Origin of the sequence: Paenibacillus sp. PAMC 26794, assembly GCF_000316035.1 — a bacterium.
Taxonomy (GTDB): Bacteria; Bacillota; Bacilli; order Paenibacillales; family Paenibacillaceae; genus Paenibacillus.
Genome location: NZ_ANHX01000025.1, coordinates 138374 through 159177, shown reverse-complemented (window position 1 = coordinate 159177; position 20804 = coordinate 138374). Strand labels below are relative to the sequence as shown.

General features: G+C 45.4%; 20 protein-coding genes, 1 tRNA gene and 1 riboswitch. Of the genes, 17 read left to right on the top strand and 4 right to left on the bottom strand.

Going from position 1 to position 20804, the window contains the following annotated elements; translation table 11 throughout:
- Nucleotides 1-45 precede the first annotated feature (45 nt).
- Nucleotides 46-594: a thioredoxin family protein gene (locus D829_RS0113145; protein ID WP_017689363.1), complete on the bottom strand. Its 549-nt coding sequence runs from the start codon at nt 592-594 to the stop codon at nt 46-48.
- Between the two features lie 220 nt (nt 595-814).
- Between D829_RS0113145 and D829_RS0113140 the strand changes: the two genes are divergently transcribed.
- The 6 genes from D829_RS0113140 to D829_RS0113115 all read left to right on the top strand — a co-directional run bounded on the left by D829_RS0113140 (nt 815) and on the right by D829_RS0113115 (nt 7224).
- On the top strand, nt 815-2512 hold the full coding sequence (locus D829_RS0113140) for an RsmB/NOP family class I SAM-dependent RNA methyltransferase (protein WP_017689362.1): 1698 nt from the start codon (nt 815-817) through the stop codon (nt 2510-2512).
- The gene (locus tag D829_RS0113135; protein ID WP_017689361.1) at nt 2509-3255 is read left to right on the top strand and encodes a pseudouridine synthase; all 747 of its coding nucleotides are present in this window, start codon (nt 2509-2511) and stop codon (nt 3253-3255) included. The genes D829_RS0113140 and D829_RS0113135 overlap by 4 nt, the downstream gene beginning before the upstream one ends.
- A 46-nt stretch (nt 3256-3301) precedes the next feature.
- Nucleotides 3302-4105 carry a Cof-type HAD-IIB family hydrolase gene (locus D829_RS0113130; RefSeq protein WP_017689360.1) on the top strand — a complete coding sequence of 268 codons (804 nt, stop codon included), beginning with the start codon at nt 3302-3304 and terminating at the stop codon, nt 4103-4105.
- 98 nt (nt 4106-4203) lie between these two features.
- Nucleotides 4204-5244, top strand: coding sequence for a hypothetical protein (locus D829_RS0113125; protein WP_017689359.1), 1041 nt, complete (start codon nt 4204-4206; stop codon nt 5242-5244).
- 107 nt (nt 5245-5351) lie between these two features.
- Entirely contained in the window at nt 5352-5900 is a 549-nt protein-coding gene (locus D829_RS0113120; RefSeq protein WP_017689358.1) for a GNAT family N-acetyltransferase, read from the top strand.
- Between the two features lie 193 nt (nt 5901-6093).
- A complete protein-coding gene (locus D829_RS0113115) occupies nt 6094-7224 on the top strand; it encodes a glycosyltransferase family 4 protein (RefSeq protein ID WP_017689357.1) in 1131 nt (376 codons plus the stop codon).
- Between the two features lie 134 nt (nt 7225-7358).
- Here D829_RS0113115 and D829_RS0113110 read toward each other — a convergent pair whose 3' ends face one another.
- Nucleotides 7359-8414, bottom strand: coding sequence for a hypothetical protein (locus D829_RS0113110; protein WP_017689356.1), 1056 nt, complete (start codon nt 8412-8414; stop codon nt 7359-7361).
- A 204-nt stretch (nt 8415-8618) separates the two neighbouring features.
- Between D829_RS0113110 and D829_RS0113105 the strand changes: the two genes are divergently transcribed.
- The 4 genes from D829_RS0113105 to D829_RS0113090 all read left to right on the top strand — a co-directional run bounded on the left by D829_RS0113105 (nt 8619) and on the right by D829_RS0113090 (nt 10436).
- Entirely contained in the window at nt 8619-9200 is a 582-nt protein-coding gene (locus D829_RS0113105; RefSeq protein ID WP_017689355.1) for a xanthine phosphoribosyltransferase, read from the top strand.
- A 97-nt stretch (nt 9201-9297) separates the two neighbouring features.
- The gene (locus tag D829_RS0113100) at nt 9298-9627 is read left to right on the top strand and encodes a hypothetical protein (RefSeq protein ID WP_017689354.1); all 330 of its coding nucleotides are present in this window, start codon (nt 9298-9300) and stop codon (nt 9625-9627) included.
- A gap of 119 nt (nt 9628-9746) precedes the next feature.
- Nucleotides 9747-9965, top strand: a complete 219-nt coding sequence (locus D829_RS0113095) for a hypothetical protein (RefSeq protein ID WP_017689353.1) — start codon at nt 9747-9749, stop codon at nt 9963-9965.
- 141 nt (nt 9966-10106) lie between these two features.
- On the top strand, nt 10107-10436 hold the full coding sequence (locus D829_RS0113090; RefSeq protein WP_017689352.1) for a carboxymuconolactone decarboxylase family protein: 330 nt from the start codon (nt 10107-10109) through the stop codon (nt 10434-10436).
- A 73-nt stretch (nt 10437-10509) separates the two neighbouring features.
- Here D829_RS0113090 and D829_RS0113085 read toward each other — a convergent pair whose 3' ends face one another.
- Nucleotides 10510-10974, bottom strand: coding sequence for a C40 family peptidase (locus D829_RS0113085; RefSeq protein ID WP_017689351.1), 465 nt, complete (start codon nt 10972-10974; stop codon nt 10510-10512).
- A gap of 5 nt (nt 10975-10979) precedes the next feature.
- A riboswitch (cyclic di-AMP (ydaO/yuaA leader) is annotated at nt 10980-11111 on the bottom strand.
- Nucleotides 11112-11530: 419 nt separating this feature from the next.
- Here D829_RS0113085 and pelA point away from each other — a divergent pair.
- Together pelA and D829_RS0113075 are read left to right on the top strand one after the other, a co-directional pair.
- Nucleotides 11531-12493: a pectate lyase gene (pelA, locus tag D829_RS0113080; protein ID WP_026081157.1), complete on the top strand. Its 963-nt coding sequence runs from the start codon at nt 11531-11533 to the stop codon at nt 12491-12493.
- A 174-nt stretch (nt 12494-12667) separates the two neighbouring features.
- Nucleotides 12668-12751 (top strand) — tRNA-Leu (locus D829_RS0113075).
- A gap of 148 nt (nt 12752-12899) precedes the next feature.
- Here the strand turns inward: D829_RS0113075 and D829_RS0113070 are convergent.
- Entirely contained in the window at nt 12900-14585 is a 1686-nt protein-coding gene (locus tag D829_RS0113070) for a carbohydrate-binding protein (RefSeq protein WP_036660960.1), read from the bottom strand.
- Nucleotides 14586-15002: 417 nt separating this feature from the next.
- Between D829_RS0113070 and D829_RS0113065 the strand changes: the two genes are divergently transcribed.
- The 5 genes from D829_RS0113065 to D829_RS0113045 all read left to right on the top strand — a co-directional run bounded on the left by D829_RS0113065 (nt 15003) and on the right by D829_RS0113045 (nt 20781).
- The gene (locus tag D829_RS0113065; RefSeq protein ID WP_017689348.1) at nt 15003-16349 is read left to right on the top strand and encodes an ABC transporter substrate-binding protein; all 1347 of its coding nucleotides are present in this window, start codon (nt 15003-15005) and stop codon (nt 16347-16349) included.
- A 95-nt stretch (nt 16350-16444) separates the two neighbouring features.
- Nucleotides 16445-17326, top strand: a complete 882-nt coding sequence (locus D829_RS0113060) for a sugar ABC transporter permease (RefSeq protein WP_017689347.1) — start codon at nt 16445-16447, stop codon at nt 17324-17326.
- Nucleotides 17326-18150, top strand: coding sequence for a carbohydrate ABC transporter permease (locus D829_RS0113055; RefSeq protein ID WP_017689346.1), 825 nt, complete (start codon nt 17326-17328; stop codon nt 18148-18150). The genes D829_RS0113060 and D829_RS0113055 overlap by 1 nt, the downstream gene beginning before the upstream one ends.
- 75 nt (nt 18151-18225) lie before the next feature.
- A complete protein-coding gene (locus tag D829_RS0113050) occupies nt 18226-19215 on the top strand; it encodes a LacI family DNA-binding transcriptional regulator (RefSeq protein ID WP_017689345.1) in 990 nt (329 codons plus the stop codon).
- 93 nt (nt 19216-19308) lie between these two features.
- Nucleotides 19309-20781, top strand: a complete 1473-nt coding sequence (locus D829_RS0113045) for a serine hydrolase (RefSeq protein WP_017689344.1) — start codon at nt 19309-19311, stop codon at nt 20779-20781.
- Nucleotides 20782-20804: the final 23 nt, after the last annotated feature.

Sequence of the window (20804 nt, the reverse complement as noted above, 5' to 3'; positions counted from 1 at the left end):
GGAAAGATCGGGGTGTTTTTGAATGTTGCGTCATATTTCTATCAGTTAGCTTGCCGAAGGAGTGGCACTGCCTTTATATTTTTGGAAAAATTGTTTGTAATCATCCGGCGTGTAGCCTTGGTCACTGCCATTCTCTTGCAGTCCGCCAACCATACGGTCTTTCTCGACACCAGCCTCATAATAGACGAGTGTAGGCGTGAACTCGATATTGTAATCGGTCCATCCTGCTTCGAATTCACGCAGATTGAACTGCGGAAGCTCAATACCTTCACTGTCAACCAGTGGCATCAACTGAGGTGTTGTGGCACGGCAGTGCGAGCAATCGGAAGCAAAGAAATAAACAAAAAAGCTGTCTTTGTTATCGATTTTGGCTTTGAGATCAGTGGGTACAATAATTTGTTGATAGTTGGGATCACTAAGTAGCTCACGTGTAGCTGGATTAAGCTTGGAAGCAGCGATGCCATAAGCATTTTCCACTGAATCCATCTGTTTCTTGGATTGCTGGTCTACGACAACCAGTGCTGCAATCATAATGATTAAAATACCCAGGAATATAAGGATCGCAGCACTTTTCTTTTTCTTCTTGGATTTCATTGGACATCCCCCATCGATCATATCGAATATAGTTTGGGCAAAAATAAAGGTTGGGATAATATGCATAAACACCCGGATTTTTGCTCAGGAATCAATCTACTTGCCATTATACTACATTACACGCTGTAGTGGAATAGATACGATATGATAGGAAAGCAAAGCTTGGATATGATAAAATAAAACGATATTGCAATCTTACCAAGACAGGATGAGTGGGAATATGGGTGTAAAGTTACCTTTGATATTTGCTGAGCGAATGAAAAGTTTGCTGGGCGATGAGTTTGAACAATTTATGAAATCGTATGAACAGTCCCCCCATGCGGGACTGAGAGTGAATACGCTGAAAATATCGATGGAACAATTCGATGAGATTGCTCCGTTTGACCTAAGACCTATTCCGTGGTGTGAGACAGGATTCTATGTACCTCATGGTGTTAAACCGGGGCTGCACCCTTATTATCATGCAGGCCTGTATTATATACAGGAACCAAGTGCAATGGCTCCCGTTGAATTATTGCAGGTGGAGCCTGGAGATCGCGTGCTTGATCTGTGTGCTGCTCCGGGAGGGAAAACAACACAGATTGCTGCAAAGCTGCAAGGCAAGGGTGTACTTGTCACGAACGATATCCATGCTGAACGCACCAAAGCGCTGGCCAAGAACGTGGAATTGTATGGGGTGCGTAACGCCGTTGTTTTGAATGAGTCCCCAGAGCGGATCGCAAATGCATTCCCTCATTATTTTGACAAAGTATTAATCGATGCGCCTTGCTCAGGTGAAGGCATGTTCCGCAAAGATGAGGACATGGTGAAATCGTGGGAAGATCATTCGGTGGAAAAATGTGTGCTCATGCAGCGGGATATCTTGGAGACTGCGGCACGGTTGCTGGCCCCGGGAGGAACCATCGTATATTCGACATGTACCTTTGCGCCGGAGGAAAATGAAGCGATGATTGCGGAGTTCCTGAATGTAAACCGTGATTTCGTAGTAATGGACATTCCTGAAGAGACAGGGTTCGCTCCAGGACGTCCGGAATGGGTACGTCAGATGATGCCGGAGAAGGCAGAAGAGACGGAAGCTGTGCTGGATCAAACGCGTGGTACCGCAAGATTGTGGCCTCACCTTTTGGAAGGGGAAGGACATTATGTCGCTGTGTTACGGCATCGCGCAGGGCAAGGATTAGAAACAGATCAACCTGGAGTAGTTAAAGAAGGAGCAATGGAGTATGGACAGGTCGTGGATGTGTCCAGGATTGAAGTAGAGGGGAACAAGGATCACTCTATTGCTGCTTCTTCAATTGCTATGACCAAGGCTGATCGTAAAAAGGAACGTTTATTGCGAATCGAATCCAGAGAGTCCCATGACAGACAGGCTGGTGGCGGCAAGAATCCGGGTAGACAGAGCAAAAAAGGTAAAGATCACGGTGGACGTAAATCGGAACGGGGTCAGGGACGCGGAGCTGATCCGGCAAGTATGGATTCGGTTGCGATCTACACTCAGTTTGTGAAAGAACAATTGGAGATTGATTTAACTGGAGAAACGGTATGTTATGGAGATCGGGTGTATCAATCATCGGTTGGTGCAGCACGGTTGGAGGGACTGAAAGTCATCCGTCCAGGCTGGTTTATGGGCACGATCAAGAATGGACGATTTGTTCCGTCACACCCGCTTGCATGTGCTCTGAATGCATCTGAGGCACGGCGAAGCGTAAATCTGTCATCCGCTGATGGAGAAGCCGTGAGATACCTCAAGGGTGAAACGTTAAATATTGAAGAAGAACGAGTGGTGCTCAAGGCGGATACGGTTGCCAAAGGGTACGTTCTTGTATGTGTAGATGGTTATGCCGCTGGTTGGGGAAAATGGCTGGATGGTGTACTGAAGAATGAATATCCGGCAGGGTGGAGGTGGACATCGGTATGAGTGGAAAAGGCAAACAAACGTTGCGTCTGGACAAAATATTAAGCCATATGGGTGTGGGAACGCGAAGTGAACTCAAAAAGTTGGTTAAACAAGGCAGAATCCATGTGGACGGCAAAGCGGTAAAAGACAGTGGTGTACAGGTGAATCCCGAGGTCAACGTTATTGAAGCCGATGGACAGCGGATTGTGTATCGGGAGATGATCTATCTGATGCTGCATAAACCTCCGGGTGTTGTGTCTGCTACGGAGGACAACAGAGATAAGACGGTACTGGATCTGCTGCGGAAAGAGGATCGGGTCTTCAATCCGTTTCCTGTGGGACGACTGGATAAGGATACGGAGGGACTGCTCATTCTTACGAATGACGGTCCACTTGCCCATGATCTGTTATCTCCACGCAAGCATGTACCCAAAACCTATGAAGCCCGTGTACTGGGTAACGTGGATGAAGCGGATGTGCAACGTTTCAAGGCGGGCATTCAATTGGATGACGGGTACGAGACACTGCCGGCCGAACTGACTATACTTGATCAGGAAGAAACGGAAGAAGGCACGATCTCGTCGATCTCGCTTATTATTCACGAAGGGAAGTTTCACCAGGTGAAACGTATGTTTCAGGCGGTAGGCAAGCGTGTGATCTATCTGAAACGCGTTGCCATGGGTGAGCTGGAACTAGCTTCCGATCTTGCTATCGGAAGCTATCGTGAGCTAACCGCAGATGAGTTGAGCCTTCTGCGGAAGTAAGGGTTTGGCTGGGTGCGATTACTATAGAAATGAGGATGAAGCTGAAATGACCTATAAATTAATTGCGCTTGATGTAGATGGAACACTGCTGAATGATCATCATGAACTTACTGAATGGACTCAGGAGACCTTGATTCAGGCTTCCCGTCAGGGAGCAGAGATCGTTCTGTGTTCAGGTAGAGGTCCTGCCAACACGATTCCTTTTATGGAGCAGATGGGACTGGATGGATATGTGATTACACATAATGGCGCCGTTACCGCGCAAGTGGATACTCGTGAGGTAGTTCATCATTTTGCATTAGATGGACAAGGACTGGAGCCGATCATATCCTACTGTCGAGCCAATGGAGTACATTTTGACATCAATACGGCATTTGGACTGTATGTGGATCAACCGGAAGGTTTGGGTTTGCAGGTGCGTGAGATGTATTACAACTTTATGGCCGAGCCACTGAAGTTACCCAAGTGGGTTGACATGACAGAACCGCTGGCGAAGTTCACTGCATTTGGTCCGATTGAACAGATGGATGCAGTACTTCAGGAATGGTCTACCTGGAATCTGCCTTATTATATGACACGGAGTGGTGACTTTTTTATTGATCTGATGCATCCCGAAGCGTCCAAAGGCGCTGCGCTTAAAAGGCTTGCCGAATCGAAAGGAATCATGCCTTCGGAGATTATGGCGATTGGTAACTACTTCAATGATATTACGATGCTGACCTTTGCGGGCAAAGGCATTGCCATGGATAACTCACCGGACGAGGTGAAAGCTGCTGCGGACGAGGTTACACTCTCCAATAACGAGCAGGGTGTGGCACACGCAATCCAAAAATATGTGATATCCGTCTAAACCCTACATCTTATACTTAAAATGCACGCTTCCCTCATAATCTACCGTCCTCAGGGGCATCCTAAGAGAATAACGTTAGGAATGGAGGAGGACACGTGATGAAATATGAGGTGGAATTGGTTGCAGACCTGCGGACATCAGGTGGAGAAGTACAGGACGTGATGGTCAATGGTCAATATACAGGCTCACTTTTCCTTGTATACAGAGAAGGAGATCGCTTATCTGGCAGTCTTCAGATCGAGCAGGAGTCTCTGCCAGATGATACAGAACAACTTATTGTAGAGAAAGTGCATGCCTATGTCCGTTCTCTTGCAGATGCGTTGGAAGCTGCATATTATGAAGTGCTGGTCAGTTGTGGCTCATTACATTCGGTTCTACATAAGCCTGAGTCAGAGACAGTGTGGCCGTCTGAAGATATGAATCATGACAAAGGTAGCTATGACGATATAGATAGCAGTGTAAGTAAGGTAATCCCTGTTTCACAAGCCGAATCGTTTACATATGAAGATCGGGATCAGGTTCTGGAGATGGAAATGGTAAGCGCAGGACGCAGCATATCGACGTATATATTCAATGATGTCGAAGGGCAGGAACTTGCAGAAGCTTCCTTAAAACAATATGGCGCTGATGTACAAGGTGAAATACACTGGTATGACGAGCCGGAAGAGAATCAATTGGAAGCTGCGGCAGAGTTGCTGGTCAGAGAGCTGGATGAAGATATCATCGATACGATTACAATCCGCATGTGGCATCAGGGCAACGAACTTGAGACGCTAGAGTGGGTACATCGCGATTTCTCCGAGGATTTTGAGGATACCGATGAATCGGATCTGGAAGAGCTGGAAGCTGCTGAAGAAACATGTTATGTCATGCTGAAGCGTAAGGATCGGGAGTTCCGGGTATATGAGCTGTTTCTTCAGGAACGAGGTGGATTGCCTGTGGGAACAGCAACAATAGACACTTCTCATTCCGATCTGACGGGATACATTGATTACGAGGTTCCTGGTACCAGCATTCAGCGAAAGAGCCTGGTCGAAGTGTTGATGCAGGAGTTGGACAAGGAAATGGAGTTTGACACCTTGCACCTGACGATGTTGTATCGAAATCAGATTATCGATGAAGCCAGAATAGATGGGTAAAGGGCAACCGCCTTTTACCTTTTTTTTGTTCTCATTTTGACGAAAAATCCATTTCCCGGTATAGTACCATTAGTTTAACAGAGATCAGGAAGCGGAGGAGAACAATGATGCACTCATTCAGGATCAGTAGCCAATATATTAACGATGGTTTTCAAGCGGTTCAGGCGAAGCCGGAAGATGCGGAGGATGTGATGTCACTGCTGGTGGAGACAGCCGAATGGTTACAGAGCCAAGGTTCTTCCCAATGGAACGCTTTGCTTAAAGGTGAAGATTCACATGATACGGCAGGGGCGATTCGCCGTGGGGATGTGTTTGTATTTAAAAAAGGGGCGGACGTAGCGGGGATGGTCATCCTTTTGGTTCAGCCAAGCCCGTGGGATATTCATCTTTGGGGTTCAAAAGCTCATGCCGAGGATGGCGCAATTTATCTGCATCGGCTAGCGATTCGAAGAAAATATGCTCAGAGCGGTCTGGGACGGTCCATTTTACAATGGTCCAGCAGCGGCATACATTTTGAAGGCAAACATACTGTTCGGTTAGATTGCGGAGCGAGCAATGCTACGTTGAACGCCTTTTACGCGCGGAACGGGTATACTTTTTTGGGAGAGACCGATGGATACAGTACATATGAGAAGCCAGTGGAGCTACTGAGCTGAGAATTCTGACTATCCAATGAATATGTTGACGACAACCGCAAGCGATGGACTGCTGAATTAAAGCTTTTGCTTCTGAGGGGAACGTTTCATGAATATGTTGTATATACGAGTTATCGTAATATAGATGTTCCGGCTTCCCTATGTCATAATGGATAGTAGAGCAGTACGTAAGTTAGAAAGGGGGAAACTAACGGTGAAATTGCTGCAGGCGCTTTTCTTTCCTCCGGAGCAGCCCGGAGGTGTATCCTCTATGATTCCGTATATGCAAGATAGATTTACAACCCCGAGGTGGGAAATGGATCTGTTCTCGTTGCCAAAGCGAATTCGCAACAAGGGCAGAGAGGAAGTTCAGTTCGAAACGTTTGACTGGACTGAATATCAGGATAGTCCTGTTGTCCAAAAATATATTCAAACTTATCGTGATTATCTTTGGTGGACCAAACTGCGTATTCAGAAGCCCTATGATCTGATCCATGCCCACCACCCAATTGCAGGACTTGCGATGAAAACGGTTTTCCCGGATACACCCCTCATTCAGACGATTCACTCCAGTTATGAACGAGAATTAATCCTTAATGGACGCATTGAAACGGATGGACCGGAGCATCGATTCCTGCTTGCGATATATGGTGAGCTGGAACACCAGGCAGAGCGTCTTTTGACTGTGTCGGATTCGTTCCGTCGTTATCTGGCTCCCTACGTGAAGGAACCTGATGTCATCGGTGTGATTCCCAATGGATTTGATGAGAAGCGGTTTAAGCCGATCCCTCATGATAATGCGATACCACAACTAGTCACGGTATGTCGGCTTGTTCCGGCGAAAGGGTTGGATATTCTTTTCAAAGCTTGTGCGGAACTGAAGGGCCGAGGTCATGATTATGTGTTACATATTATTGGAGATGGACCGATTCGTCCTGACCTGGAAGAATTGGCGCAACGATTGGGGATCTATAATGAGACCATTTTCTATGGTTACACACTGCACCCTGAGGAATTCATGCCATTCTTTGATATTTTTGTACTTCCTTCACGGGCAGAAGCATTTGGTTCCGTCTTCGCTGAAGCGGCGCTGAGTTGTCTTGCCCTTGTGGGTACGGATGTAGGTGGTATACCGGAACAGATCGAGAACGGTAGCAATGGGTTGCTTGTACCGGCAGAAGATCCTTCTGCATTGGCTGAAGCGCTTGAAAAGGTGATGCTGGACCCGGCTTATCGTTATGAACTTGCCCGTTCAGCGTGTGAAAAAGCCAAGACACATTACTCGCTCGGCAGATCGGTCAATGAGTTGAAAAAGATGTATCTACAGTTTCCTAGCCAAGCCTAAAATGTAGAGCAAAAAGTGCGAGCCGCTGTGCTAAACAGCGGCTTTTTGTCATGTTTAAGGAAAGCGTACGCGCGATGACTTGTGGTTATGAAGCAAACGGATGCTCATATTTATGAAGTACATAACCGTGAGGTTTATATATTGTTGCGTCCACGAAAGGCGCCCCAGCGGTTTAGTACCAACTTGGCAGCCCAGATCACTGCCATACTTCCGAAGATAGGGTAAAGGATGGATAGCAGAGAACTGAATCCAAACTGACTGAGTGAGTAACACAACAGCATAATGGTTAATGTAATGAAACGGGGATGGACACGTATGTGTTGTCTGAGTTGCAGGGTCATTCCATAGATATCGGCTACAAAGGTACTGAATATTTCCATGAAAATAAGGGATACATATACAGATTGCACTGCCCATCCTAGTTGAAAGGCAATGCTGCCCATCGGGATTTCGAATTGGATGATGCCGGGCATCTGTGCTGACATGGCAAAATGAGCTGCCATCAGCATGAAACCTACGCCAATTCCACCCAATACTCCGCCCCACTTCAGCACCTTCCGACTACGAATCTGGTTACCTACGGGCACAAGAACAGCTTGAGCCAACACCAGATTGAACGAGGTATATAACAGTGGAGACAGCCACACTTGAATAGGGTTTGAGTCTGTCGTCAGTGTGATGAATCGGGAAGCACCTGGATGATGGATGGTGCTGGTGATCATGAGCAGAGATAACAGGAGCATCATGGGTACGACTATGCTATTCATTTGTAGGATGGCTTGAATGCCCCGACCGAGAAGAAGATATGTCCCTACAAGTGTGACGATCAGACCGGTCTGATAATGCAAACCAAGATGTTCGACAAAAACGGAACCTGCTCCGGCAAGCATGACACTGTTCACGCCAATGAGAATGAGAAGGGTCACCCAGGTGATCCATTTGCCCGCCTTGTGGCCGAATAAATGTTTGTTCAGATCCTCATAAGAGCGGGACCCGGTATCGTGAGCGATCAGCATCATTTTGGTACCTAACCAGACAAAGAGCATGGTGGATAAGCCTATGGTGACGGTGGCCCATTTGCCATACTGGGTAAAAAACTGCAAAATTTCCTGCCCTGTAGCGAAGCCGGCTCCAACAACCGTTCCGATGTATGTAAATGCGATCTGCAGCGCCCGAAATGCCTGTTTCATGTGTTTCCCCTCTCAGGCCCCTGTTTAGTTTGGACATGCGGGTACCATGGTACAAGGTATGCTTGACCTACGAAAGTCATGACAATCGATAATGAGCTTTGGCTTGAATTGCGTCTCAAGGACAGCGCCCAGGCAATTTCGCTTGAACTTATAGATAGATATATGATACTTTTACCTCATAGGATAGGCTTGGGAGGTCAAATCATGGAATTATTGAAACAACGAATTTTACAAGAAGGTGTGGTTATCTCGGATCAAGTATTGAAGCTGGATGGTCTGTTGAACCACCAGATTGATCCTGCATTAACGATGGAGATGGGACGTGAGTTCGCTGCCCGTTTTCGTGAAAGTGGAGTGACTCGGGTAATCACGGTAGAATCCTCAGGGATTCCGGTTGCGTTTGCTGCTGCCTATGAACTTGGGGTGCCCCTTGTATTCGCCCGTCGCAAAAAAACACTTCTGGCTGATCCTGATGCTTACTGTGAACGCGTACCGTCCTTTACCAAAGGAATTGTAACTGACATTATGGTATCCCGCGAGTTTATTCATGAGCATGACCGTATTTTGTTCATTGATGATATCATTGCCAATGGAGATGCCGCTCGTGGCGTCATCAAAATTATCGAGCGTTCCGGTGCGGAACTCGTCGGATTCGGCGTTGTGGTCGAGAAATGTTTTCAGGCAGGGGCACGCACGATTCGTGAACAGGGTATTCCGGTGGAAGCCTTGGTACGCATTCGTTCTCTGAACGATGGTACGGTACAATTTGACGATAACGAAATGTGACATTTTAAAGGAATAGGGCCTATTTTTTGAACTATGCCTTTGCATGGCCGCGGATTTCATTTATAATGGGGTTATGTTAGGGAGAGGAGGCAACACCATGGGGAACCAAACGGCAACAGAACAATTTTTTAATGATAAGCTGGCGGAATCGAAAGTTCATTTTGAACGTGCCCTGGATTGTAAACATACGGAATTCGATGACCTTTATCCCTATATGATTGAACATCCTCAATTTTTCTGGTACAAACGCTATGTTGCCTGGTCAGAATTACTGACGATTGTAGGCTTGTGCGAAGAGTTGTCCTTCTCTTGGAAAGAACAATTTACACCGCATCAAGTGGAGTACCTTGAAGAACGTGTGATGTCCGCCAAAGTGCTTGATTTTTGGTTCGAGAAGAACGACAGCAAAGAGCACGCGCAGCGGTAACTTTCAGTCGGGACATAATTTCGAATGACATGACAGTCCAATACAGTCACGTGAGACCTAAATGACATTTCATTTAGGTCTCTTTTTGTAAATAAATTTGAAATATAGGAGCTATGAAGATGATTAGTGATACAGAATTGGACGCCCTGCGTCTGTCAGGTGAGAAAGTTAGAGTAGTACGGGACGAGCTGGAATCGAACGATGTAAAAGGGATTGTTGTTGCCTGGGATGGCGAGCAGGTACTTATCCGTCGTCAGAATCGACGTGTCGTTAAGCTGGACCGAGGTTACCGCTATCAGCTGTTCAGCGAGCCGCGCCAGAGTCCACTTAGTGAGTAACAGCTTATAATTATGGCAGGGCCATGAGCGTTAAATGTTTGGAATTACCATGATTTCTTGGCATAATTGGCTCACTCGGGAGAGAAGATAGGTACAGTGAGGAAGATCTGTAACTATAGCCGAGAGGGTGTGCTACAAACCATGACATTGATGAATGATAAAGTTCATGCCTACAAGGATCAGATTGGAGCATTAAGCGATGTACTGCCAGGTGTGGTGAAATCGTATCATGAGTTTACCGGAGAATGTTTTCAACCTGGCGTGATTGATGCCAAAACAAAACAGCTAATTGCGCTCGGCATTGGATTATTTGCCAACAATGAGGTATGTACCTTCTACCATGTAGAAGAAGCCCGTGCCAAGGGTGCAACAGATCAGGAGATTATGGAGACCGTAGCCGTGGCCGGAGCTGTTGGAGGAGGACATGCCCTGTCTCAGGGTGCGATGCGAGTGCAGAAGGCGCTTCATTAGTAAGTAATGCAACTTACATTTTTAAGTAAAAAAAAGGCATTCGGTTAATAACCGATGCCTTTTTGTATGTGAATTACATTTTACCTAACATTTTATCATACATAAACTGTCCAGTTACCCGACGTGCTGTTACGTAACGATCATTGAAGTATGGATTCGATAACTTCGTAATGCTTACACCTTTACTGCTGGAGGCATGAGCGAATTGTCCGCCGCCGATATATACACCTGTATGTGAAATGCCTTTGCCCATTGTATTGAAGAACACCAGATCACCTGTCCGAACATTGCTTTTGGCTACCGGAGTACCTGCTTTGGCTTGCTGTTGCGAAGTACGTGGCAATTCAATGCTGTATTTGTTGAAAATATATCTCATAAAACCAGAACAGTCGAAGCCGGCTACAGTCGTGCCACCCCATTTGTAAGGTATACCTGTCATGTTGTTCACTACGGAGTTGATACTGCTTGCCTCTGTGCTTGTTGCCCCGGATGTAAATAATACAGCTGCTCCAAAAATGGAGATAATCAGTTTTTTCAAAATCAATGTTCTCCCTTCGATGCCTACGGAGTTAGCTAAGGGTTCGGTAGAAGGTTCCCTATATTTCCTATGTATAAGAATAATTCACCCAAAATGGTTCCCCCGTTTTCAAACATGAAACTCGGCAATGAATAATTAAGTTTTTGTAACTATTTGAAACTATATTGCATAAATGCGTAATTGTCAAACCCATTTAAACCCTTTCGTAATACCTCAATGTTAGCGGAATTAAGGTTTTTATATGAAAGAAGGGATCAAGTTTGGGTACCATTCATGACAAAAACGTCATTATTGATTCGTTTAAGATGAATCTGGATAAATAAATAGGTTTGTCATGAGTTAAAAGGACTATCCCGTTATGTAGAATTAGAGATATTATATTCATTAAGTTGCATATATTGACAAAAATCGATTTTTTGCATATTATCTGATTATCCAATCCACATATTGGATTAAAATTGATTTTATTATGCGATAAATACAAATAAAGGAGGTTTAGGGACACGTATCATAGGTAAAGTAGAAGTGGAAGATTTATAAAAACGAACATAGGAGAGTGTTACATTTGAAAGCGAAGAAAATAATTACTTTTGTTTTGGCATGCACGATGGTGTTCTCAGCAGTTGGAATGGCAGTTCTCCCTGTGGGGACGGTATCTGCTGCGGATGCATCGGGTACAACAGCGAGTATTTCTGATATTTTGAAGAACCAGCTGCCGGATGGAGGTTGGAGAAAAGATTATAAACAAACAAGTGGAGAGTGGGCGAAGTCCACGATTGACAACAAGGCTACATACTCAGAAATTAGAAGATTGGCGAAGGAATTTAAAAAGACGAATGATCCGCGATACTCTACAGCTACAATCAAAGGGATTAATTTTTTGATCAACATGCAGTATTCAAACGGGGGATGGCCACAAGTTTACCAAAGCTCCGGATATCACAAGCACATCACTTACAATGATGATGCCATGATTAATGTAATGATCATGCTGGATGAAGTAGCGGCACGCAAAGGTGATTTCTCGTTTATCGACAGCACACTTGCTAACCGCAGTAAAAATTCAGTTGCCAAAGGTGTGGAGGCGATTTTGAATACACAGGTCGTTTCAGGTGGTAAGCTGACAGCATGGGGACAACAACATGATTCCAGTTCCCTTAAACCAGCGAGCGCAAGAATCTACGAAGTGCCATCGCTGACAGCTGGAGAGAGTGTAACGATTGTTAAATTTCTGAAAACCAGACCTGCTAACGCTAAAATCACGGCGTCCATTAAAGGAGCGGAGGATTGGTTTAACAAGGTGAAAATTACGGGTTACAAGTATGAAAGAGCTAATGGAGATAGTAAAATTATCGCTGATTCCAAAGCTGCACCAATTTGGGCACGCTTCTATGAGATCGGAACGGATAAACCAATCTTAATTGGTCGTGACGGGATAGTTAAATACAATTTAAGTGAAATTGATAAAGAAAGAAGAGGCGGTTACGCATGGTATGGCAACTGGCCTTCCAAGCTGTAATTTGTAGTATGCTTTCGTTGAATTGAACCAAACTATGAGTAGTTAAAGGCAAAAGCCCGAATCGACATGGACGTCTGGTTTGGGCTTTAATGTTATTATTTTCAGTATTGACATGATAGATTGCACATGATATATTATTTCTTGTCGCCGAGATTGATTACGGAGATACAATATGCGGTCGTGGCGGAATTGGCAGACGCGCACGGTTCAGGTCCGTGTGGGCTAACCCCCGTGGAGGTTCGAGTCCTCTCGACCGCATCTAATAAAGAGACTCCTTAAGCTAACGCTTGAGGAGTCTTTTTTTTTGCATTTTTTGATATAACACTAACATTAGACTTGAGTATCCAAGAGGTTAGTGCTTAGCTGCACGTACGGCAAATGGTCTTCCATCAGCCATACGGAACGTTTATTGCGCTGCGGTAATATTAATGCTGTCAATATTCGGTCCTTCCGATCCGGTGGTAACCACTTTCAATGTATTGGTCCCCGTGTTCATGGGGACCTGTATTGTTTTTTCAACCCAAGTGGACCAGCTTCCCGTAGCCGGAAAGGGCTCGTTGCTGATGACTTTGGTTCCGTTAACAAAAATGTCGAGGTTCCGTGTTCCGCTTTCCAGCGCATAACGAAACTTTACGTTTTTGGTACCTGTTGTAGCGTTATTAATGCCGTTCCATTGAATGGCTGAACCAGTCATCGCATTGAAGTTAACATACCCGGAGCCAGTGTAACCGGGGTTGATCGTTTCAATGGCAGCTTCCGTAAGTGACGTTCCGGTCTCGGCTTCATACGTAGTGCCACTGCCTGTATTCCCGCCGCTATTTCCGCCAGTAATGTTGGCAACAAACGTTGTTACGCTCTGAGGCGGGAGCTGTGCCGTGAAGGCTCCATTGGATACGGTAAGCGGGGTTCCGCTTGCCAGGTTTCGACTGCTGTCCGTAATCCATGAGGACACAGTGGAGGCATTACCATTCTGCAGAACGAATTTTTGGCTTGTGGCTGAAGTTCCGCGGTTAATCGCCACGACGACTACTTTGTTATCACCTTTGTATGCAGAAACGAATGTGTTTGTATCCGGGTTCTTGGTTGCATCGACTCGCAGGTAGCCTGGACGCACGAATTTAGAGAAATGAGCCATATTATACCCGCGTTTGCTTATGGTACCGTCCTCTTTCATCGGACCATACTGTCTGCGGATGTACCACCACACATAGGCCTGGAAATCACCTTCTACCATGGCATTGTGCATGTGATAGGAAACGTCTAGTGCTTCAGGCCAGCGGTCTGCTGAGTTGTTGTCACTATTCGGAACATACACCTCAGTCATCCACAGTTCTTTACCGGCTCCTTTTTGTTTAAAGAGAGGGTAGGCAAAATTCGAAATCTGGGTTCCATACGTATGTGCTCCCAGAATGTCCATGTTGGCAAGTGCCTGCGGATCATTCAGGATTGGATCGGATATGTTCTTTAAGTACTGGAAGGATTCAGGCGCCATGACTTTGGTACCTTGAATGGACCCGGCATTTTCTTTCATGAATCGAAGGATCTCTTGTGGAGTCCACCAGGTCCAGTCATGAGCATAATCCGGTTCATTTTGCACAGAAATGGAATACAGATCTACGCCGTTATTTTTCATATAGGTTACAAAGTCGTTCAGATGTTGCGCATATGCGGTATATTTGTCGTATTTCAGACGTTTGGCATTCGTGTCCCCATTGCGGTTGAATGTTTCAACCATGCTGCTCGGAGGATTCCATGGGGATGCGAATACGATAGCCCCCTTTTCAATAGCCCGTTTGGCTGTGGCAACTTCACGATACCAGTTATTAGAATCTGGATCAACGTAGATCCTGAGAATTGAGAAGCCTAACTGATTCTGATCATTACCAAAAGCAGTTTCACGTTGAGCGGGAGTCAGATCACCAATCCAGGCAGGAAGGTTAATGCCCCCAAAGCCCTTGATCAGTTGTTTTTCCGAGGACAAATTAATGTTGGCATCGCTGGCTGCTGACACATTTGTTGGGGTTAACATCAAAGGCAGGGCTGTTAAACAGGCCAATAAAACATTGACTGATTTTTTCCATGTCCATTTCAATTTCAAAATATTCAACCTCCTCTAAATGATTCTGCTTATGAAAGCGTGTTCATAAAGCTTGTCAAGCAATTATGATAGTGTTGTGATCACATCCTCTTCAAGAAAATTTAATGAAAAATAATGCTTTCAATAGTAAATTTTACTATATTTTATGATAGAAAAATACCTGACATATTACAGATTATTTGTAGATTGTTATCTTTCTTTGAGAGATTCATCATTATTTTATCAAAAAAAGATAAATATAAACCGTTAATTGGAAAGACTTCTAATTCATGAGTTATTCCAAAAATCGAGGGATATTTTATCACTAGAATTTTTGTGTCAACCGGTTGACATATCACTTCTCAAGCGCTTATGATAAAGCTGCATCAGAAATGTATGCGCATTCATAACACACCAGGGGGGAAGTTAAGAATGAAAAAGAAATGGGTTTCGTTTGTTGGTGTAATTTTGTTAATGTTGCTGATTACTGCCTGCTCATCAGGCAAGGAATCAGATTCATCGAATCAGACGGCGTCAAATGGAGCTAGTGATTCATCCAAAGAGGTGAAGCTTACCTTTTTCAACACATCTGCAGAGGTAAATTCCGTTTTTGAAGATCTTTTCAAAAAATACCATGAGCTGCATCCCGAGGTTACAATTGAATTAATTCCTACACCAATTGGCGGAGCTCAGCTTGAAAAGTTCCAATCATTACTTGCATCGGGTAATCCGGCAACGATAGCCAATCTGGATGCGGGTACGATTCTGCAATATAAAGATAAATTCCTTAATCTGGATTCCGAAAAGTCAAAGTATGAGGGATTAACGAAGCCCGGTGCGGTAGAAGGTGCTTTGCTTGATGGCCAATTTCTGGGTGTACCTTGGACAGCGCAAGGATACGGACTCTTGTATAACAAACGTGTGGTTGAAGAAGCCATAGGCGGAACATTTGACCCCAAATCGATTAAGACCCGGGATGATCTGGAGGCTGTCTTCAAAAAAGTGGAGGCCGCAGGCAAATCTCCGGTTATGATTCATGGTGCTGACTGGTCGCTTGGAGCGCATTATCTGGGACTCACGTACTCGCTTCAATCAAACAATGTAGATGACAACCGTGAATTCGTTGAGGATCTGGAAAAGGGGACGGCTTCCCTTGCAGATAACGCTGCATTTAACGGATTGATGGACACGTTTGATCTGCTTAAAAAGTATAATGCCCGCAGCAAGGATCCGCTTGTAGCGGATTACAACAAGGACAGCGCAGATTTTGCGAAAGGAGAAACGGCTTTCTATTTCATGGGTGACTGGACATGGGCTGTAATTGGCACCCTTGAAGGTCGTGATCAAGAGTTCGGCATCGTTCCTGTACCGATCAGCAACAATCCGGATGATTATGGCAATACACAGGTTGCTTATAGCGAGCCAAAGCTGTTTGCTATTGATAATTCAGGTTCTACCGAAGCACAGCAGGCTGCTGCCAAAGCATTTATTGAATGGGTTGTAACGAGTGATGAAGGGCAAGAGGCGATTGTAGGCCAGATGGGTCTGGCGTTGCCGTACAAAGATGTCAAAGTGAAAGGCACCAACATTCTCTCCGATGCGGTTAACCAGTACGTAGATGAGGGCAAGGTGCTGAATATCAGTGTCATTAACTATCTGCCGCAAGACTATTGGGCCAAGACCGGAGCATCCATGCAGAAATATTTGGTGGATGTGATTGATCGAAAAGGACTGATTGACGAGGTTCAAGCCTACTGGGGGACTCAGGCAGGGAAATAACGAATGAACAGACAAGGTAACCAGAAGGATGGGCATGAACTCAGTGTGCTCATCCTTCATTCCTCAAGCGACTTAGGGGGACACAGGAGGTCATCATGGATAGAAAAATACGGTTAAGGAATGCAGGCACATTTTTGCTTTTTGGAGGTCCTTCCGTTATTGCGTTTCTAGCGGTTGTTGTGGTCCCGTTTATCGTTGGTTTATATCTTACCTTCACGAATTGGGATGTTCGCACAGGAGACAACACCTTTATCGGTCTTGCGAATTATTCCGCAGTGATGCAGGATACTGTATTCTGGACACAATTATGGTTCACGCTGAAGTATGTCTTTTTTACGGTCATTATTGCAAATGGTGCTGCTTTTTTTATCGCATTGGTTTTGACAGGTGGCGGAAGAGGAGAACAATGGCTTCGAACCGGATTTTTTACACCTAATCTGATCGGCGGTATCATTCTCGGGTATTTGTGGCAAACGTTGTTCTCACAGGTCCTTCCGTATTTGGGGGACAAATATGGTTGGTCCTGGTTTGAAACATCATGGTTAACTAATACGGATACGGCATTTTGGGCACTTGTCATCACAACATCCTGGCAGTTGATCGGTTATTTGATGATTATTTATATTGCCGGTTTTGCAGGTGTTCCGAATGATGTACTGGAAGCGGCGAGCATAGACGGAGCGAACCGATTGGCGACCATCCGCAGAATTATGCTTCCGTTAACGATACCTGCCATCGTAATTTGCGTATTCATTTCCATTTCCAGGTCGTTTTTGACCTATGATATCAACCTGGCGTTGACCAAAGGTGGTCCGTTTAACTCGACAGAGCTGGCGACGTATCATATTGTACAAAAGGCATTCTTATCCAACCAGTACGGAGTGGGGCAGGCAGAGGCCGTAGTGCTTTTCGCAGTAGTGGCCATCATTGCGCTAACTCAATCTTACCTGCTTAAGAGATTGGAGGTCGAATCCTGATGAATGTCCGTCGATTTCTTCCACAGCTGAAGACCGCTCTGCTGTATGGGCTATTGTTTATGTTTTTGACACCGTTTTTGCTAATCATTATGAACTCTTTCAAGTCAACCCAGCAATTTGTGGAGAACCCACTGTCGTTGCCTACCGGTATTGAATTTGGTAACTATGCGAGCGCGTTTGATAATATGGATTTCCTGAACGGATTCATGAATTCCTTCATCATCACCGTTGGTGCGGTTTTGCTGATTCTCTTTTTCTCATCCATGACCGGATATCTGTTTGTGAGATTCAAGTGGCGGGTGAACGGCATTCTCTTCTATGCCATGCTGGCTTCACTTGCACTGCCGTTTCAGGTGTTAATGATTCCGCTCGTGATGTTATACGGCAACCTGAACTTGCTCGACTCTAAGGTAACTTTGCTCTTCATGTATCTTGGGTTCGGTGTACCGTTTGGCGTATTTACGTTTCACGGGTTCATCAAGGGCATTCCGTTTGAGCTTGAAGAATCTGCGTTTATTGAAGGAAGCTCCCGGGTTCGAACCTTTTTCCAGATTGTGCTGCCGCTGTTAAGGCCGGTATTTGTAACGCTGATTGTGCTGGACGTCTTGTGGATCTGGAATGATTATCTGCTGCCAAGTCTGGTGTTATTATCACCCGCGCACAAGACATTGCCACTATCCACCTATAACTTTTTCTCTTCCTATTCCGTTGACTATGCACCCCTGATGGCAGGATTGATTATGACGATTATCCCTGTGTTAATCATGTATTTGCTGCTTCAGAAACAGATCATCAAGGGCATTACGGAAGGTGCACTGAAATAGTGCGTAGAGGGGGATGGATGTAATAGGAGAATGAAAAGTTTATAATGAGTAAAAAAAGCAAGGTGGTTAACGGATATGCCCAAGATTGAGGATGTAGCCAAAAAGGCGGGAGTGTCTGTCACAACCGTATCCCGTGTGTTAAACAATAGAGGTTACATTAGCGAGAAAACACGTGAGAATGTATATCGTGTTATGAAAGAGCTTGATTATCAGCCCAATGAGATGGCACGAGCTTTATTTCGGAGAAAATCGAATATGATTGGATTGATTATTCCTGATGTTTCCCATCCGTTTTTTAGTGAGCTGACGTATTATCTCGAGTATTATGCGGATAAACAGGGATATAAGTTACTGCTCTGTAACTCGGATCGTGACCTTGTCAAAGAGAGTAAGTATATTGATATGTTGAAAAAAAACAAAGTTGACGGCATCATTACAGGTAGCTCTGTGCTTGATGTCGAGCATTATCTGAATCTTAATCTGCCCATTGTTTCTTTGGATCGTGAAGTGGCAGACAATATTCCGGTGGTTTCTTCGGACAATGAGATGGGGGGCAGACTCGCTACACAGTTGCTACTGGATAAGAAATGCAGACAGCCTGCATTTATCTATCGAGGTATCGGCGGGCCGCATCATGTGGCGTTGCTGGCGAACGGAAGAGCACAAGGCTATGATGAAGTCGTGACTCAGGCGGGCTACGACCCGATTCATTTGCAGCTGGATGCATCTGTTAAGGATGAACAGGAGATTGAACAAGAGATCATTCGCTTCCTTCACGAATATCCGCATGTGGATGCTATATTTGCAAGCAGTGATGTGATTGCAGCCGAAGTTGTGCAGGCTTCTCGTCAGGCAGGCAGGCAGATTCCCGAGGATATTCGAATCATTGGTTATGATGATGTCAAGATTGCTTCTTTGTTAAGCCCGCGTCTGAGCAGTGTCAGACAGCCCATAGAGGAGATGTCCGAACGGATTATCGATTTGGTGGTGAAGCAAATTAATGGAGAAGATGTGCCAAATATGAACCTATTTCCGGTCCAGTTGGTTGAACGGGAAACCACATAGAAGGGTGCTTTAGAAAGGGCACACTTTTTGTGTGTTAAATATGTCAACCGGTTGACATAAAAGTTATACTGCAGGAACAGGAAGGAGAACACAATGAAACGGAATACATTCTGTCCACCAAGTACACCTGAAGAACAGGGGACAACTTCAGCAGGTATCAACGATTTTCTGGCATGGGTTGAAGCCGAAAGCATTGAGCTGCATGGATTCGTGCTGAAAAGACATGGACATCTTGTTACCGAAGGATGGTGGAAGCCTTATCGTCCGGAGATGCCGCATGCTGTATATTCTCTCACAAAGAGTTTTACTTCGATGGCAACCGGATTCGCCTTGCAGGAAGGCTTGCTGTCAGTGGAGGACCCGGTCCTGAATTATTTTCCCGAGGTTAAGCCAGCGCAATCATCTATAGACATGGGAAAGCTGAGAATCCGCCATCTGTTAACCATGACAACAGGTCATGATACCGATACCGCAAGATTGGGTACAACAGGCAGATTTATGGACTACCGTGCCGAACTGCGGATTGGTGACCGAACAGACGGTGATGAAATCCAGGCATTTTTTGACCAGCCTCTCGTTCATGAACCCGGGACACATTTTCTATACAACACAGGAGCCAGTTATGTGCTCGGTGCCATTGTGGAGCGAGTCGCGGGTGTTTGCCTCGCCGATTATCTGCATCCCAGATTGTTTCAGCCCCTGGGAATTTCCAAGCCCATCTGGGAGCAAACGTCTGAAGGGGGAAACATCGGTGGCTGGGGGTTATCACTTCGAACGAGAGATGTGGCCGAGTTTGGTCAATTTCTCCTAAATCAAGGACAGTGGAACGGTACGTCGCTGTTGTCGCCCTCATGGATACAGCAGGCCACTTCCTGTCAAGTAAATAGTGTCAATGTCAGTTCATCTGGTGAAGAGGATGCGAATATAGACTGGCAACAGGGTTATGGGTATCAATTCTGGCAATGTCGTCATCAGGCATATAGGGCAGACGGAGCATTTGGACAGTACTGCATTGTACTCCCGGAGCGGAATGCAGTGATTGCGATCCAGGCCGGACTGAGCGACATGCAACGTGTAATGGATGCAATATGGACACATCTGCTGCCTGCGATGCAGGATGCTGCTCTGCCTCCGAATTTGTCTGCACAACAGCAGCTTTCGGAGAGACTCACGAACTTGGAAGTGGGGCATAAGACGAGTATTCATGAGTCTATGCCGGTTACAGGCACCAGACGTTATAAGCTGGAGCAGAACAAACAAAATCTGAAGTGTATCGCCCTGAGTCTGACGAACCAATCCTGGTATTTTGAATGGAAGGATGATGCGGGCACACAAGGATTGTCAGGTCGATATGAATGGGGAGAGGCACGATTGCCTTCAGGGAGGCTGGTTGCTGTCAAAGGGTCATGGATTCATTCATCCACCTTGGAGATATGTATATGCATGCCTGACTCTCCACATTACGACCGTATTCGTTTCGTATTTGAAGATCAGATCATCCACATGGATTATGTTCATTTAAATTTTGAATGCATTGAAGAACGTTTGAAGGGCCATGCAACGTAGGAATAAATGTGATGATATTGTAG

What these genes read in the sequence shown, in the direction of transcription:
- D829_RS0113145 (WP_017689363.1), bottom strand. Translation starts at nt 594, where the DNA reads ATGAAATCCAAGAAGAAAAAGAAAAGTGCTGCGATCCTTATATTCCTG.
- D829_RS0113140 (WP_017689362.1), top strand. Translation starts at nt 815, where the DNA reads ATGGGTGTAAAGTTACCTTTGATATTTGCTGAGCGAATGAAAAGTTTG.
- D829_RS0113135 (WP_017689361.1), top strand. Translation starts at nt 2,509, where the DNA reads ATGAGTGGAAAAGGCAAACAAACGTTGCGTCTGGACAAAATATTAAGC.
- D829_RS0113130 (WP_017689360.1), top strand. Translation starts at nt 3,302, where the DNA reads ATGACCTATAAATTAATTGCGCTTGATGTAGATGGAACACTGCTGAAT.
- D829_RS0113125 (WP_017689359.1), top strand. Translation starts at nt 4,204, where the DNA reads ATGAAATATGAGGTGGAATTGGTTGCAGACCTGCGGACATCAGGTGGA.
- D829_RS0113120 (WP_017689358.1), top strand. Translation starts at nt 5,352, where the DNA reads ATGCACTCATTCAGGATCAGTAGCCAATATATTAACGATGGTTTTCAA.
- D829_RS0113110 (WP_017689356.1), bottom strand. Translation starts at nt 8,414, where the DNA reads ATGAAACAGGCATTTCGGGCGCTGCAGATCGCATTTACATACATCGGA.
- D829_RS0113105 (WP_017689355.1), top strand. Translation starts at nt 8,619, where the DNA reads ATGGAATTATTGAAACAACGAATTTTACAAGAAGGTGTGGTTATCTCG.
- D829_RS0113100 (WP_017689354.1), top strand. Translation starts at nt 9,298, where the DNA reads ATGGGGAACCAAACGGCAACAGAACAATTTTTTAATGATAAGCTGGCG.
- D829_RS0113095 (WP_017689353.1), top strand. Translation starts at nt 9,747, where the DNA reads ATGATTAGTGATACAGAATTGGACGCCCTGCGTCTGTCAGGTGAGAAA.
- D829_RS0113090 (WP_017689352.1), top strand. Translation starts at nt 10,107, where the DNA reads ATGACATTGATGAATGATAAAGTTCATGCCTACAAGGATCAGATTGGA.
- D829_RS0113065 (WP_017689348.1), top strand. Translation starts at nt 15,003, where the DNA reads ATGAAAAAGAAATGGGTTTCGTTTGTTGGTGTAATTTTGTTAATGTTG.
- D829_RS0113060 (WP_017689347.1), top strand. Translation starts at nt 16,445, where the DNA reads ATGGATAGAAAAATACGGTTAAGGAATGCAGGCACATTTTTGCTTTTT.
- D829_RS0113055 (WP_017689346.1), top strand. Translation starts at nt 17,326, where the DNA reads ATGAATGTCCGTCGATTTCTTCCACAGCTGAAGACCGCTCTGCTGTAT.
- D829_RS0113050 (WP_017689345.1), top strand. Translation starts at nt 18,226, where the DNA reads ATGCCCAAGATTGAGGATGTAGCCAAAAAGGCGGGAGTGTCTGTCACA.
- D829_RS0113045 (WP_017689344.1), top strand. Translation starts at nt 19,309, where the DNA reads ATGAAACGGAATACATTCTGTCCACCAAGTACACCTGAAGAACAGGGG.